Consider the following 13,614-nt stretch of genomic DNA (forward strand, 5'->3'; position numbering starts at 1 on the left):
CCCCCTGCGCTGCCGGACGCGTGACTTGATGCCCTTTGGTGGCTGGGCACCCGTGCATGGCGAAGTGCCGCAACATGGGCTCGATCCGGTCAGCTTGTGACAGCTTATGCCAGAACTTGTCCCATGCGTCCACGCAGGCGCGCCGGGTTGAGACGTCGGTTGCGTTCTACAACGGCCTTTTGCCGCTGTCGCCGGCAGTTTCCCGCACCAGTCGCGGGACCAGGTAACCCGAGAGTCGAGCGCCCAGGGCCGCGTGCAGTTCACGGGCGCTTTCGTCGCTGACCTCGAAATGGGCCGCGCCCTGGACGCGATCCAGTTGGTGCAGGTAATACGGCAACACCCCGGCGGCAAACCCGCGCTCGCTCAGTGCGGCCAGGGCGTCGACCGAATCATTCACTCCGCGCAACAGCACCGCCTGGTTGAGCACCGTGGCGCCGGTGCTGCGCATTCGTGCCACGGCCGCATCGACATGGGCATCAAATTCATTGGCGTGGTTGGCGTGAAGGATCACCGCTACCGGCCAGGGCAGGGCGCGCAGCCAATCCTGCAGCGCTTGGTCGACACGCTCCGGCAGCACCACCGGCAACCGGGTGTGTATCCGCAGGCGCTTGATATGGGCGATGTCGGTGAGCGCGGCGGTGAGTTCGGCGAGTTTTGCACTCGACAGCGACAGCGGGTCGCCACCCGACAGGATCACCTCGTCGATCGTGGGGTCGGCGCGAATCAGCGCGACGGCCTCGGACCAGCCACCGGCCGCGGCGGTTTCCTGCGCATACGGGAAATGGCGTCGGAAGCAATAGCGGCAATTGATTGCGCAACTGCCAGTGCTGACCAGCAAGGCCCGCCCGCGATACTTCCGGATCACCCCGCTGCCGGCCTTGGCCGCACCGTCGCCCACTGCATCCAGGCTGAAACCGGGGCTTGGCCGCATTTCCGCATCCAGCGGCAGGACCTGGCGAAGCAATGGGTCATGCGGGTCGCCGTGGCGCATGCGGGCGACGAACCCACGCGGCACGCGGAGCGCGAACTGGCTCGCGGCGGCGTCGGAGATGCCCATTGCGGCGGGATCCAGGCCGAGCAGGTCGAGCAGCTCGCGCGGGTCGCGCACCGCGTCGCGCCACAACTGCTGCCAGCGAGGTGGCCGCGAAGGGGCTGGCTGCATGGCGATGGGGGCTGCGGGTATCATTCGGTTCCAGTTTCGCTTGTGACCGGCGTGACCGGAGACAGCCAGATATTCTAGCGGCCCGCGGCACAGCACGGGCCGAGTCATCATTGCCATCTACAGCGCAGGAGTTTCCGCATGGCCTCTTACGGCATGAACGACGTAAAAAACGGGATGAAGATCATGGTCAACAATGACCCGTGCGTCATCGTCGATACCGAGTACGTCAAGCCGGGCAAGGGCCAGGCGTTCACCCGGGTGAAGTACCGCAGCATCAAGTCCGGTCGCGTGCAGGAAGTCACCATGAAGGCGACCGACGCGCTCGAGGCCGCCGACGTGATGGATACCGACATGCAGTTCCTGTATGCCGACGGCGAGCATTGGCACTTCATGGACCCGACCAACTTCGAGCAGGTCCAGGCCGACAAGAACGGCGTCGGGGACGCCGCCAAGTGGTTGAAGGGCGAGGAGGATTGCATCGTGACCCTGCTCAGCGGCACGCCGATCTTCGTAACCCCGCCCAACTTCGTCGAGCTGAAGATCGCCGAGACCGACCCCGGCGTGCGCGGCGATACTTCGGGCGGCGGCGGCAAGCCGGCCACCCTGGAAACCGGCGCAGTCGTGCGCGTGCCGCTGTTTGTCGGCCAGGACGAGATCATCAAGGTAGATACCCGCTCCGGCGAGTACGTCAGCCGCGTCAAGTGACCCATTGGCCCATGCACACTGACATCCCGTCCCAGCCCTGCGACCTGTTGATCGAAGCCGGCTGGGTCGTGCCGATCCAGCCGCATGGCGTCGTTCTTGAGGACCATGCCGTTGCGGTGACCGGTGGCGTCATCATGGCGGTCTTGCCGACAGCCGAGGCCCGCACCCGTTATAGCCCGAAGGAAACCGTCTCGCGCCCCGATACGGTGCTGATGCCGGGTCTGGTCAATGCCCACACCCACAACCCGATGACGTTGTTGCGCGGCGTTGCCGACGACCTGCCCCTGATGGAGTGGCTGCAAGGCCACATCTGGCCGATCGAGGCAGAGGTGATCGGGCCGGAGTTCGTGGCGGACGGCGTGACCCTGGCCATTGCAGAGATGTTGCGTGGTGGCACCACCTGCGCCAACGAGAACTACTTCTTCCCCGACGTCCAGGCCGCGGTCTACAAGCAACATGGTTTCCGGGCCCGGGTCGGCTTGCCGGTAATCGACTTCCCCACGCCTTGGGCGGCCAGTGACGATGAGTACTTCGATCGTGCCGGGGAGGTTCACGACCAGTGGCGCAATGATCCACTTGTGTCGATGGCGTTCGTCCCACACGCGCCGTATACCGTCTCCGATGCCAGTTTCGAGCGGATCCGGATGCTGTCCGACCAGCTCGACATTCCGGTCCACCTGCATTGCCACGAGACCGCGCACGAGATTGCCGAGTCTCAGCTGAAGTACGGCCAGCGTCCGCTGGCGCGGCTGGACCGGCTCGGCCTGGTCAATGATCGCCTGATCGCGGTGCACATGACCGATTTGACCGACGCCGAGATCGAGTTGTGTGCGGCGCGCGGCGTCAGCGTGGTGCATTGCCCGGAATCCAACCTCAAGCTGGCGTCCGGCTTCTGCCCGATCGGCAAGCTGGAGCAGGCCGGCGTCAATATTGCGATCGGCACCGATGGTGCGGCCAGCAACAACGACCTGGACATGTTCGGCGAGACCCGCACGGCAGCCCAGATGGCCAAGGCCGTGGCCGGCGATGCCGCGGCCTTCAGTGCCCCCAGTGCGTTGCGCGCCGCGACCCTGGGCAGCGCGAAGGCGATGGGGTTGGATACGCAGATCGGATCGATCGAGATCGGCAAGCAGGCCGACCTGGTGTGCGTCGACATGAGCCAGATCGAGAGCCAGCCGTTGTTCAACGTGGTCTCGCAACTGGTTTATGCCACCGGCCGGCATCAGGTGACTGACGTGTGGATCGGCGGCAAACCAAAACTGCGTCAACGCGAGCTGGTCGGGCTCGACGCGGCGGCGCTGATCGCCAATGCGCGACAATGGCGTCAACGGATCGCCGCGATCCGCCCTTGAGCCAACACGATCCGGGAACCGAGTCCGATGACTGCACCATCCGCCACGCCCAATGACAACTTCCACCAGGCCGAGCTGGACAAGTTCGGTGCGCTGGCCAACCGCTGGTGGGACCCGCAGGGCCCGCAAAAGGCGCTGCATGCGCTGAACCCGGCGCGTCTGGGTTATGTCGCTGCGCGTCGTCCACTGGCGGGCGCCGACATGCTGGATGTGGGGTGTGGTGGCGGCTTGCTCAGCGAAGCGCTGGCACGCGAGGGCGCGCGGGTGACGGCGATCGATCTGGCGCCGGAGCTGGTCAAGGTTGCGCGGTTGCACGGGCTGGAGAGCGGCGTGGAGGTCGACTACCGGGTGCAGTCGGTCGAATCACTGGCAATTGAAATGCCGGCGCGGTTCGACGCGGTGACCTGCATGGAGATGCTGGAGCACGTACCCGACCCGGGCGCGATCATCCAGGCCTGTGCGAGCCTGCTCAAACCGGGTGGTCGCCTGTTCGTGTCCACGCTCAACCGGACCCCGGCCGCGTTTGCGTTGGCGATCGTCGGGGCCGAATACGTGGCCCGGCTGCTGCCCAAGGGCACCCACCGCTACCGTGACTTCATCAAGCCGTCCGAGCTGGGCGCCTGGTTGCGTGAGGCGGGGCTGCAACTGGAGGATGTCAGCGGCTTGATGTATGAGCCGTGGCGCAACGCGGCGCGGGTGGTGAAGCGCACGGACATCAACTACCTGGCCTGCGCACGAAAACCCGAATGACCGCAAAATTTCCCGCGACCGTCCTGTTCGACCTTGACGGCACGTTGCTTGACAGTGCGCCGGACATGCTGGCGGCGATCAACGCGATGCGCGCCGAGCGGAGTTTGCCGCCGATGCCCATGGACGGCTTGCGCCCGCACGTATCAAAAGGTGCCCGTGCGATGGCCGCCGCCGCGTTTCCCGATGTCGATCCGGCGCAACGCGAGACATGGATTCCGGCTTTCCTGGATCACTACCAGCGCCAGCTCGGCCGTCACGGCCAACCGTTCGAGGGAATCGAGGCGATGCTGGCGAAGCTGGAGTCGGCAGGCAGTAGCTGGGGCATCGTCACCAACAAGCCCGAGTACCTGGCTGCCCAGTTGATTCCGTTATTGGAGTGGCAGGACCGTTGCACGGTGTTGATTGGTGGCGACACGCTGCCGGCGCGCAAGCCCGATCCCTTGCCGCTGGTTACTGCTGCGCAGCGCATGGGCATTGCCCCGGCCGATTGCGTGTATGTCGGCGACGACGAACGCGACATCATCGCGGCGCGCGCCGCCGGCATGCCTTCGGTGGTGGCGTTATGGGGCTATCGTTTGCCCGGTGATGATCCCGCGGCCTGGCGGGGCGACGTGATGGTCGCGTCCCCGGAACAGTTGTGGGAAGCGTCTGCATGGCCATCGACATCATGAGCATCAAGGCTGATCCGGACGCGCAACGGCCCGTCGCCGACGAAGGTGAGGCCCAGACACTGGACAATTTCATCGGGAAATGGCGCGCTCGCTGGCCCGAATGGAGCGTCGCTGAGGTTTTCGTGACGCGTTCCGAACGCGCGCGCGCGCTGGCCTGGGCCACGCTCCAACAAGAACTGACCGATGCCGCATGGGGCGGCAGCGACCCGCGCCCAGGCGCTGCCAAACTGTCCTGGTGGCAGGAAGAACTGATGGGTTGGGGCCGCGGTGCGCGCCGGCATCCGCTGGGCGTGGTGTTGCAGCGCTACCCGGCGCCATGGGACGGTTTGGCGGCTGAACTGCCTGCGCTGGCCAATAGCCGCGACCGGCCCGTCAGCATCGACGAAGCGTTCGATGGGTTGTCGTCGGTCGCCAATACGATCGCCAACATCGATGCGGTGCTGTTTGCCGTCGCGCGCGACGATGGCGATGGGGACGTGGTGGCGGCAACCCTGCTGCATGCCCGTTTCGCGCAGCCCGGTGATGCACACGTACCACTGGACATGTTGGCCCTGGCGGGTACGGGCGACCCGCGGGCGGCATGGACGAACGAGCTGGCCAGGCGATGGCCGGACCACCGCGCCGCGAGCCGTTGCCGGCGCTTGTGGGCAGGATTGGCGAAAGCGCGCCTGCAGGCGTCTGATCCCGACCGGCCGCTATCGGCCTGGGCGACGTTGTGGCTGGCTTGGAGCGCGGCACGCCACTGAGTCGATTCGGCGTTATGCTCGGAGCATGTGCAGGCTAGGGGGCGGCATGGGGTTTTGCTGGGGGCAGCGCTATCGCAGGGCAGCATGGCCGGGTCTGGCCATGGCCTGCCTGTTTGCGTTGTTGTCGCTGCCGTCAGTCGCCTCCGGGGCCGCTGCACCGGCGTTGAATCCCGACATCCAGACAGGTTTGGCATCGCTGACGGTCGCCCGACTGGACGCCGATCCGACGGCCATGCAAGTCAGTACCGGTGAGTGGGATGGAGATTTCGTCACACTTCCCGACGACATCATCCATGCGTCAGAGCGATCGCCGCGCTGGTGGCGGGTAACGGTGGACCGCGTTGCCCCCGGATTGTCTGCAGCCGGCATGTTCGATGCACCGCTTTTGGTAATGCGATCGCCGTACATGACCCGTATCGAGGTCTGGCGGCCGGGGCACGCCACACCGTCGATCCATGCACGGGTGGGGCCGGAAGCCGACCTGGGTTACTCGACCCGGGCGCTGGTGTTTCCCCTGACGGACGGGGTGACAGCCGGGGATTCGATCTACCTGCGGGTCCATGCTCCCGCGACGGTCTCGATACCGGTCTCGATAGATACGCTGGGGGCGGTTCACGAGGCCGACCTGGTCCACGTGGCATGGCGGACGGCGCTGCTGGGCAGCCTGATGCTGTTGGCGGTACTCGCATTGGGGCTGTGGATCGGCATTGGCGAGCGCAGTTACGCCTACCTGCTGTTGACGCTGCTTGCGCAGGCCGCTTATTTTGCGACTTCCGGCGGGGAGATCCGCCTGCTCCCAAGCTTGGCCGCGTTACTCGGTCACGATCCCCGGATTCCGCGCCTGTTTGCCGTCGTTGCGGTTTTGTCCAGCCTGGTCTTCGTTGGCAGGTATCTGGATCTGCGCGCGCGCCAGCCTGTGATGCAGCAATTGCTTGCACTGTGCGGCGCGTTGTTCGGCGCACTGGCACTGGCCGCACTGGCCAACGCCGCCAGTTGGATCGCCACGGCCATCAATCTGGCCTTGCTGTTTGCGACTGGGCTGGTATGGATTGCCACCATGGTCGGCTGCCTGCGCCGCTATCGGCCGGCCTATGTGTTGTTGCTATCGATATTGCCGATGACAACCGTGATGCTGTTTGAAATTGGCACGATGGCCGGCCTTTGGCCAGCGCCGCCCTGGTTGGATCACGTGTTTCCGATGACGATTGCGATGTCCGGGCTGATCATCCTGATCGGGCTCGGCGATACCATGCAGCAGTTGCGGCGCGATCGTGACCATGCCAGCCAGCTGGCGGGGTTTGATGCATTGACCGGTGCGATGTCGCGCCAGGCGATAGAGACGCGATTGTGGACTTGCGTCTCGGAGTCGCGCAGCAATGGCTTTCCCCTATCGGTGTTGTTCCTGGATGTCGATAATTTCAAGCAGATCAATGACGGATTTGGGCACGGTGTTGGCGACACTTGCCTGAAGGTCATCGTCCTGCGTATCCGCAATCGCTTGCGTACCTACGACCTGCTCGGCCGTTGGGGTGGTGACGAATTACTTGTAGTGCTGCCCAACACCCGCTTGGCTGAGGCGGTGGGCGTCGCCGAGAACCTGCGGTCGGCGGTCAGCTCAAGGGCGCTGTCGATCGACGGCCAGTTGCTCGACGCCACCCTCAGCCTGGGCGTGGTCGAGCTTGTCGGTGACGAGAGCGCTGAACAGCTGCTGGAGCGCGCGGATGCGGCGCTGTACGCGAGCAAGTCCGCCGGCCGTAACCGGGTGACCGGCAGCCGGTCGTTGCATGTGGCGCGAACGACGTCATCGTGAGCAACGCGAAACTGGTTGGCACGCAATCCGTGCAGCGATCATTTGCCCCGGTCGAGAACCAGTAACGGGTCGATCCGCACGTCCAGCCAGTTCATCCCCCAGTGCAGGTGTGGCCCGGTGGCACGCCCGGTCGCGCCGACGGCGCCAATGACCTGGCCCTGCTCGATCCTGTCGCCGGTCGAGACATCCATGCGCGACAGATGCAGGAAGTTGGAGCTGATGCCGTGGCCATGATCCAGCACGATGGTGCCACCGGTCAGGTACAGGTCGTCGCTGAACGAAATCACGCCGGCGGCCGGCGCCTTGACCGGCGTGCCACTGGCAACGGCGATGTCCATGCCCGAATGGGCCGAGCCGGGCGTTCCGTTGTAGATACGCTGGTTGCCGAACCGGCCGCTGATCCGCCCGCGAACCGGCCAGATGAACTCTTGCGCGAAGCCGGTACGGGCATCGTCACGGGCCCGCGCCGCGGCGACGGCGGCCTGTTCGCGGGCAATGCGCTTGGCGATTGCGGGCGGAGGTGTGACCGTCTTGCCGGGCACACCGTTGACGCGCTCGGTCGGGAAATCACGCGGCGTGATGGTGATGCTGACCGATTGCTGCCGACCATCGGCTCCTGACACCTGCACGCTTGCCGGGCCGGCCTCGTCACGGGCGATACCGAATGCAACGGTTCCGTAGGACGTGACCCGCAGGTCACGTCCGGCGTAGTGGACGGTGCTGCCGGACGGCACTTTGCCAATGACGAGCGAGCCCTGGGGGACTGCCTCGGGAAACACGACGCGGCGATCGGCATGCACCGCTTCCGCAGCGGGCAACCGGGTGTCCTGCGATGAATCGGCGGCGCAGGCTGGCCTTGTCGTGCTGCCGGCACCGACAATAAACGCCAGCGCAACCACCAGTGGCATTGCCCTCATCGATCAAAAACCAGGCGCTGGCCGTTGGCGGCGCCCACCAGCTGGTTGCCGTCCCATGCGAGCACGCCATTGACCCAGGTCGATGCAATCCGGGTATGGAAGGTGCGGCCCTCGAACGGCGACCAGCCGCATTTTGACAACACGTCTTCACGCCGAACGGTGAGCGGTTTGTCGTCGATCAGGACCAGGTCGGCAGCGTAGCCTTCGCGCAGGAAGCCACGACCCTTGACGTCGAACAGCTGCGCCGGCGCATGGGCGAATTTCTGCACCACCTGGGCGGTGCTCAGGTGACCCTCGTGCACCAGTTCCAACGCCGCATTGAGTGCGTACTGGACCAGCGGCAGGCCACTGGGCGCCTTGGTATAGGGCCGTTGTTTCTCTTCCAGCAGGTGCGGCGCGTGATCGGTGGCGAGCACATCGATGACATCGTCGGCAAGGGCGCGGACCAGTGCCTCGCGGTCTGCCGGATCCTTGATCGCCGGGTTGCACTTGATCAGGTGGCCGAGCTGGGCATAGTCGTTGCGGTCAAAACGCAGGAAGTGGATGCAGGTCTCGGCAGTGATCTGCTTGCGGCTTCCGTCGGCGCGGACGAGCGGGCCGGACTCGAACAACGCCAGCTCGTCGGCAGTCGAGATGTGCAGAACATGCAACCGGGTGCCGTGCCGGCGCGCCAGCGAGATAGCCAACTGGGTCGACTTCATGCACGCCTCGCGTGAGCGGATGTCGGGATGGAACTCTGCCGGGATGTCGTCGCCGTACTTCGCCTTGTAGACCGCGGTGGCGGACTCGATCATCGGGGTGTCTTCACAGTGGGTGATGATCGGGGTAGGCACGTCGCGGAATACCGCGTCCAGTACCACCGGATCGTCCACCAGCATGTTGCCGGTGGACGCGCCCATGAACACCTTGACCCCGGGCGCGCTCAGCGGATCCAGGCGCTGGATGGCCTCCAGGTTGGTGGTGCTGGTGCCCATGTAGAAACCATAGTTGCCGCGCACCCTGCCGGCCGCACGCTGGTACTTGTTCTCCAGTGCTGCTGCATCCAGGGTCGGCGGGCTGGTATTGGGCATGTCCATGAAGCTGGTCAGTCCACCGGCAACCGCGGCGCCGGATTCAATTTCCATGTCGGCCTTGTACTCCAGACCCGGCTCACGGAAGTGGACCTGGTCGTCGATCATCCCAGGCAGCAACCGGCGACCGTTTGCATCCACCACGGTCTCGTTGGCCCGGCCGGAAAGGCCACTGCCGATCTGGGTGATCCGTCCCTCCTCGAAGCGCAGGTCGCCGTCGAATTCACGGCCCTCGTTGACGAGACGGGCATTGACGATAAGCGTTGATGACGCGGTCATGGGGATCCTTTTGGGGCGAGTTGTCGGGAGGGCGAATCAGCGCGCGGGCGGCACCGGGTCGTTGCCGCCGGGATGCAGCGGGTGGCAGCGTAGTATCCGCCTCAATGCAAGCCAGCTGCCCTTGAAGGCGCCAAACCGGGCGATGGCCTGCATGGCGTACTCCGAGCACGTGGGATGAAACCGGCAACGCGGTCCCAGCAGCGGGCTGATCCAGCGTTTGTAGCCTCGCAGCAAGGCGATGAGCAGACGGTCGATCACGGTTTCTCGAATACGGGCACGAACAACGGATGGAGGGTAGGATGGGCCGGATCCGTGCCCGACCCGGCCGGGGTCGATGGCAGTTTGCCGTCAGACCCTGGGTAAACCTGAAACGCCTTGTTTGTGACGAGGTTGCCGCAGGTGCCGGAGCAGGGTATAACAGCGCGCTTTCCCGTCACAAGGGAACCAACATCAAGGACAGTTGCTCGTGGCAATGAAAAAAACCGCGACGAAGGTCGCCAAAAGCAGTAAAAAGACCGTCAAAACAGTTGCCGTGAAAAAATCCGCGGCGGCGAAAAAAGGCGTTGTGAAGAAGGCTGTGGCAGTGAAGAAGCCGGCTGCCAAGAAGGCCGTGACGGTGAAGAAACCGGCTGCCAAGAAGGCTGTGGCGGTGAAGAAACCAGTCGCCAAGAAGACCGCGGCAGTGAAGAAGCCGGTCGCCAAGAAAGCCGCGACGGTGAAAAAAGCAGCCGTCAAGAAAGTCGCGGTGAAGACGCCGGCCGCCAAGAAGGTCGCGGCAGTGAAAAAGCCAACCGCCAAGACGGCGGCCGTAAACAAATCCAGGGCGCCCGTCGCGAAGAAGGCGGCAGAGGCGCCGGTAACCCGTTCAGCCGTGCCAGTCAGGCGACGTCTGGGGAAGGTTGCCGTAGCCGTTGCGGCCAAGTCGCAAACCCCCATCCCCCGAGGTAAAGTCAAAGTCGTGCCATATAAAACAGAAAAAGGCAGTGGCCGTCCGATCGTCCCCAAGGGCTATACGCCCAGTGAAGACGAGGAGTACATGAGTCCCTTGCAGTTGGAGTATTTCCGTCAGCGCCTGTTGCAGTGGCGGGAAGACCTGGTTGAGGAGTCCAAGCAGACCATCGAAAACCTGAAGGACGAAGTCCGGGATGTCGGTGACGAAGCTGAGCGCGCCACCCGCGAAACCGAAAACTCCCTGGAACTGCGTACCCGCGACCGCTATCGCAAGCTGATCAGCAAGATCGACAGTACGTTGAAGCGTGTCGACTCGGGTGAGTACGGTTTTTGCGCCGACACCGGCGAGGAGATCGGGTTGGAGCGCATGGACGCCCGGCTTACCGCCGAGCGGACGCTCGATGCACAGGAGCGTTGGGAGCACTTGCGCAAGCAAATGGGCGACTGAGGCATTGGATTGATCCAGAAAAAACCCCGCCAATGCGGGGTTTTTTCATGTCAGTGCGGATGGCGTGTGCAGCCAGGCTGGCTTGTGCGCGTCAACGCTTTGGCTCGCCAAGTTGTGCCATGGCCTGTGCCTGGATGAAGCCAAGCAACGCGGCCAGGCCGTTGCTTCGCGTGGGTGAAAGGTGCTTGGCCAGGCCGATGTCGGCGATGTAGCTGGCACCAGTCCCTGCGATCTCGGCCGCACTGCGGCCCGAGTAGACCCGCAGCGCCAGGTAGACCAGGCCGGAGACGATGGCTGAATCGCTGATGGCGTGGAAATCCAGCTTGTCGGCATCGCCTTGGGCGACGATCCAGACCAACGACTGACAGCCATGCAGGCGGTGTTCTTCGGTCTTCCATTCAGCCGGCAGGTCCGGCAGCTTGCGGCCCAGGTCAATCAGGTACTGATAGCGTTGCGACCAGTCGTCAAAGAATGCGAACTCGTCACGGATGGCGTCTTGAGCCTCGGTGGTAGTGGGTTCAAGCGGGAACGGTGTGGCAATCACGGCATCAATCCTGGTGGCGGATACTGGTATCACGGCGCCAGCGCACGCCGGCCGGGGTATCTTCCAGCAGTACCCCCTCGTCCGCGAGCCGGTCGCGGATGGCATCGGCACGTGTGAAGTCCCGGGCCTGCTTGGCCGCGCCGCGCTCATCGACCAGCGCCTGGATACGCGCATCGTCGCCGTCGTCATCGGCGCCACCGACGAACCAGGCCTGGGGGTCTTGCTGCAACAGCCCCAAGGCCAGGCCAGCACCCAACAGGTCGCCCTTGAGCCGGGCCTTGTCGTCGACCGATACCGCCTTGCGCGCCTGGCCGGCGATCCGGGCCAGTTCGGCCAGCGCCTGCGGGGTGTTGAGGTCGTCGTCGAGGATGGCCTCCAGGCTCGCCGGGATCGTGGCCGTCGCCTCGGTATCGGCCAGCGCACGCAGCGTCCCATACAGCCGGTCGAGCGTCCGCACGCTTTGCTCGATCAAGCCGTCCGACCAGTCCAGCGGCTGCCGGTAGTGCGCCGACAGCAACGCGTAACGCAGGGCTTCCGGTGGGTGGGCGAGAACCAGGTCGTGGATCTTCTCGATGTTGCCCAATGACTTGGACATCTTGCTGCCGCCAAAATTCAACATCCCGTTGTGCAGCCACCACCGTGCGAACGGCTTGCCGCCATGGGCGCATTCGCTCTGGGCGATCTCGTTTTCATGGTGCGGAAACTGCAGGTCGACACCGCCGGCATGGATGTCGATGGTCTCGCCCAAGTGCGCGGCCGCCATCGCGGAGCACTCGATGTGCCAGCCGGGGCGACCGTAGCTCCATGGCGACTCCCAGCCGGGCAGGGCCTGGCCTGGTGCTGATTCAGAGCCGGATCCCGAGCCCTGGCCAGAGGGCTTCCACAGCACGAAGTCGCCCGGATCGCGTTTGTAGGGGGCAACCTCGACCCGTGCGCCGGCCAGCATGTCCTCGATGTGGCGGCGCGACAGCTTGCCGTAGCCGCCGAAACTGGCGACGGAAAACAGCACGTGGCCCTCGGCGGCGTAGGCATGGCCGGAGTCGATCAATTGCCCGATCATCGTGACGATCTGGCCAATGTGGGCGGTCGCTTCTGGCTCGATATCCGGCGGCGCGACGCCCAGGGCCGCCATGTCGTCGCGGTAGGCGGCCGAGAATCGATCGGTGATGACCGAGATCGGCACGCCCTGGGCGTTTGCCGCGGCGTTGATCTTGTCGTCCACGTCGGTGATGTTGCGGGCGTAGGCCAGCGCGCCGTAGCGCCGTCGCAGCAGTTCGGCCAGCACGCCGAACACCACCGGCCCGCGGGCGTTGCCGATGTGGACGTAGTTGTAGACGGTCGGGCCGCACACATACATCGTCGGACGGGCAGGATCGAGCGGCGTGAACGGTTCGACCCGTCGGCTCAGGCTGTTGTAGAGGTGCAGGCTCATGGAGACAGATCAATGGCGTTGCTCCATTCTAGCCTGCGCGTTCACCCGTCCGCCCGGAAGGCGCCGCACGACAGCATTGATTCAGCCGCCTGCCCTGGCGGGCGAATACACTTGTCCCCTTGTGTTCTTCGAGTCCAGCGACACGATGAAGCGTTTGCGCCTTTCACTGCCGATCCTGCTGTGTGCCTTGGTGATGGGCCCGGCGTGGGCGCAGGACACCACGGTGATCCAGGCCGAGAACGTCCGTTTTGCGTATGCCCAGGTGCTGCGGGTAACCCCGATCTATCAGACCCTGACCGCTACCAGCGTCGAGGAGCAATGCGTGCCGACCCCAGCGGATGAGGGTGATGGCGAGTCGCGCTTGGCGCGCGTGGTGGGAGCGGTCAAGGATGCGCTCAGCCGGCAGCCGGCGGAGACACGGGATGAAACGGCCGCGGCGGATTGTGAGACGGTGTCCGTTGAGCGCGAATTCCGCCGCCCGATCGCCTACGACGTCGACTATGTGTACAAGGGCTCGAAATACCGCTCGCGCTTGCCCGATGATCCGGGTAACCGGCTGCGGATCCGGATCGGGGTGACTCCGGTGGTGACCGGCTCGCGCAGTCAGTGACGGATGCTTGCTCCGCTGGCCGTCACGTGCCAGCATGCCCTCCATAAATGAACCAGCTTCGCGCCCCTGCCGACATCCTGACTTCTGCCTACATGGCGGCGGGGATGACCTCGCGTGCGCGCCGACTGTTGCCCACTGACCTGGCTGGGTAGCCGCTCGCACGCACG

14 protein-coding genes are annotated in these 13,614 nt (G+C 64.8%); 8 read left to right on the forward strand and 6 right to left on the reverse strand.

What is annotated here, in order from left to right:
* Window positions 1-166 precede the first annotated feature (166 nt).
* Window positions 167-1,186, reverse strand: coding sequence for an EF-P beta-lysylation protein EpmB (gene epmB / locus ACW5DN_RS02310; RefSeq protein ID WP_456961145.1), 1,020 nt, complete (start codon window positions 1,184-1,186; stop codon window positions 167-169).
* A gap of 114 nt (window positions 1,187-1,300) precedes the next feature.
* Between epmB and efp the strand changes: the two genes are divergently transcribed.
* Genes efp through ACW5DN_RS02340 form a run of 6 tightly spaced genes read left to right on the forward strand, consistent with a single transcriptional unit; the run spans window position 1,301 to window position 7,196 of the window.
* Window positions 1,301-1,867 carry an elongation factor P gene (gene efp, locus ACW5DN_RS02315; protein WP_456961146.1) on the forward strand — a complete coding sequence of 189 codons (567 nt, stop codon included), beginning with the start codon at window positions 1,301-1,303 and terminating at the stop codon, window positions 1,865-1,867.
* Between the two features lie 11 nt (window positions 1,868-1,878).
* On the forward strand, window positions 1,879-3,219 hold the full coding sequence (locus ACW5DN_RS02320; protein ID WP_456961147.1) for a TRZ/ATZ family hydrolase: 1,341 nt from the start codon (window positions 1,879-1,881) through the stop codon (window positions 3,217-3,219).
* Between the two features lie 27 nt (window positions 3,220-3,246).
* Window positions 3,247-3,969: a bifunctional 2-polyprenyl-6-hydroxyphenol methylase/3-demethylubiquinol 3-O-methyltransferase UbiG gene (gene ubiG, locus ACW5DN_RS02325; RefSeq protein WP_456961148.1), complete on the forward strand. Its 723-nt coding sequence runs from the start codon at window positions 3,247-3,249 to the stop codon at window positions 3,967-3,969.
* Entirely contained in the window at window positions 3,966-4,640 is a 675-nt protein-coding gene (locus ACW5DN_RS02330) for a phosphoglycolate phosphatase (protein WP_456961149.1), read from the forward strand. Before ubiG ends, ACW5DN_RS02330 begins: the two co-directional genes overlap by 4 nt.
* Window positions 4,622-5,386, forward strand: a complete 765-nt coding sequence (locus tag ACW5DN_RS02335) for a phytoene/squalene synthase family protein (RefSeq protein ID WP_456961150.1) — start codon at window positions 4,622-4,624, stop codon at window positions 5,384-5,386. Before ACW5DN_RS02330 ends, ACW5DN_RS02335 begins: the two co-directional genes overlap by 19 nt.
* A 46-nt stretch (window positions 5,387-5,432) precedes the next feature.
* On the forward strand, window positions 5,433-7,196 hold the full coding sequence (locus ACW5DN_RS02340) for a diguanylate cyclase (protein WP_456961151.1): 1,764 nt from the start codon (window positions 5,433-5,435) through the stop codon (window positions 7,194-7,196).
* A gap of 38 nt (window positions 7,197-7,234) precedes the next feature.
* Here ACW5DN_RS02340 and ACW5DN_RS02345 read toward each other — a convergent pair whose 3' ends face one another.
* From ACW5DN_RS02345 to yidD, 3 genes are read right to left on the reverse strand one after another with little or no spacing between them, the layout of a single operon-like run.
* On the reverse strand, window positions 7,235-8,104 hold the full coding sequence (locus ACW5DN_RS02345) for a M23 family metallopeptidase (RefSeq protein WP_456962935.1): 870 nt from the start codon (window positions 8,102-8,104) through the stop codon (window positions 7,235-7,237).
* A 5-nt stretch (window positions 8,105-8,109) separates the two neighbouring features.
* Window positions 8,110-9,462, reverse strand: a complete 1,353-nt coding sequence (locus tag ACW5DN_RS02350) for a dihydroorotase (protein WP_456961152.1) — start codon at window positions 9,460-9,462, stop codon at window positions 8,110-8,112.
* Window positions 9,463-9,498: 36 nt separating this feature from the next.
* On the reverse strand, window positions 9,499-9,720 hold the full coding sequence (gene yidD, locus ACW5DN_RS02355; RefSeq protein ID WP_456961153.1) for a membrane protein insertion efficiency factor YidD: 222 nt from the start codon (window positions 9,718-9,720) through the stop codon (window positions 9,499-9,501).
* A gap of 208 nt (window positions 9,721-9,928) precedes the next feature.
* Between yidD and dksA the strand changes: the two genes are divergently transcribed.
* Window positions 9,929-10,861 carry an RNA polymerase-binding protein DksA gene (dksA, locus tag ACW5DN_RS02360; RefSeq protein WP_456961154.1) on the forward strand — a complete coding sequence of 311 codons (933 nt, stop codon included), beginning with the start codon at window positions 9,929-9,931 and terminating at the stop codon, window positions 10,859-10,861.
* 91 nt (window positions 10,862-10,952) lie between these two features.
* Here the strand turns inward: dksA and ACW5DN_RS02365 are convergent, their stop codons facing one another.
* Together ACW5DN_RS02365 and cysS are read right to left on the reverse strand one after the other, a co-directional pair.
* Complete coding sequence (locus ACW5DN_RS02365; protein ID WP_456961155.1) at window positions 10,953-11,405, reverse strand: SufE family protein; 453 nt, start codon at window positions 11,403-11,405, stop codon at window positions 10,953-10,955.
* 4 nt (window positions 11,406-11,409) lie between these two features.
* The gene (cysS, locus tag ACW5DN_RS02370; RefSeq protein ID WP_456961156.1) at window positions 11,410-12,837 is read right to left on the reverse strand and encodes a cysteine--tRNA ligase; all 1,428 of its coding nucleotides are present in this window, start codon (window positions 12,835-12,837) and stop codon (window positions 11,410-11,412) included.
* Window positions 12,838-12,982: 145 nt separating this feature from the next.
* Between cysS and ACW5DN_RS02375 the strand changes: the two genes are divergently transcribed.
* Window positions 12,983-13,447 carry a hypothetical protein gene (locus ACW5DN_RS02375; protein WP_456961157.1) on the forward strand — a complete coding sequence of 155 codons (465 nt, stop codon included), beginning with the start codon at window positions 12,983-12,985 and terminating at the stop codon, window positions 13,445-13,447.
* Window positions 13,448-13,614: the final 167 nt, after the last annotated feature.

It is taken from the genome of Lysobacter sp. A289, from assembly GCF_054072675.1.

What these genes read in the sequence shown, in the direction of transcription:
- epmB (WP_456961145.1), bottom strand. Translation starts at nt 1,186, where the DNA reads ATGATACCCGCAGCCCCCATCGCCATGCAGCCAGCCCCTTCGCGGCCA.
- efp (WP_456961146.1), top strand. Translation starts at nt 1,301, where the DNA reads ATGGCCTCTTACGGCATGAACGACGTAAAAAACGGGATGAAGATCATG.
- ACW5DN_RS02320 (WP_456961147.1), top strand. Translation starts at nt 1,879, where the DNA reads ATGCACACTGACATCCCGTCCCAGCCCTGCGACCTGTTGATCGAAGCC.
- ubiG (WP_456961148.1), top strand. Translation starts at nt 3,247, where the DNA reads ATGACTGCACCATCCGCCACGCCCAATGACAACTTCCACCAGGCCGAG.
- ACW5DN_RS02330 (WP_456961149.1), top strand. Translation starts at nt 3,966, where the DNA reads ATGACCGCAAAATTTCCCGCGACCGTCCTGTTCGACCTTGACGGCACG.
- ACW5DN_RS02335 (WP_456961150.1), top strand. Translation starts at nt 4,622, where the DNA reads ATGGCCATCGACATCATGAGCATCAAGGCTGATCCGGACGCGCAACGG.
- ACW5DN_RS02340 (WP_456961151.1), top strand. Translation starts at nt 5,433, where the DNA reads ATGGGGTTTTGCTGGGGGCAGCGCTATCGCAGGGCAGCATGGCCGGGT.
- ACW5DN_RS02345 (WP_456962935.1), bottom strand. Translation starts at nt 8,104, where the DNA reads ATGCCACTGGTGGTTGCGCTGGCGTTTATTGTCGGTGCCGGCAGCACG.
- ACW5DN_RS02350 (WP_456961152.1), bottom strand. Translation starts at nt 9,462, where the DNA reads ATGACCGCGTCATCAACGCTTATCGTCAATGCCCGTCTCGTCAACGAG.
- cysS (WP_456961156.1), bottom strand. Translation starts at nt 12,837, where the DNA reads ATGAGCCTGCACCTCTACAACAGCCTGAGCCGACGGGTCGAACCGTTC.
- ACW5DN_RS02375 (WP_456961157.1), top strand. Translation starts at nt 12,983, where the DNA reads ATGAAGCGTTTGCGCCTTTCACTGCCGATCCTGCTGTGTGCCTTGGTG.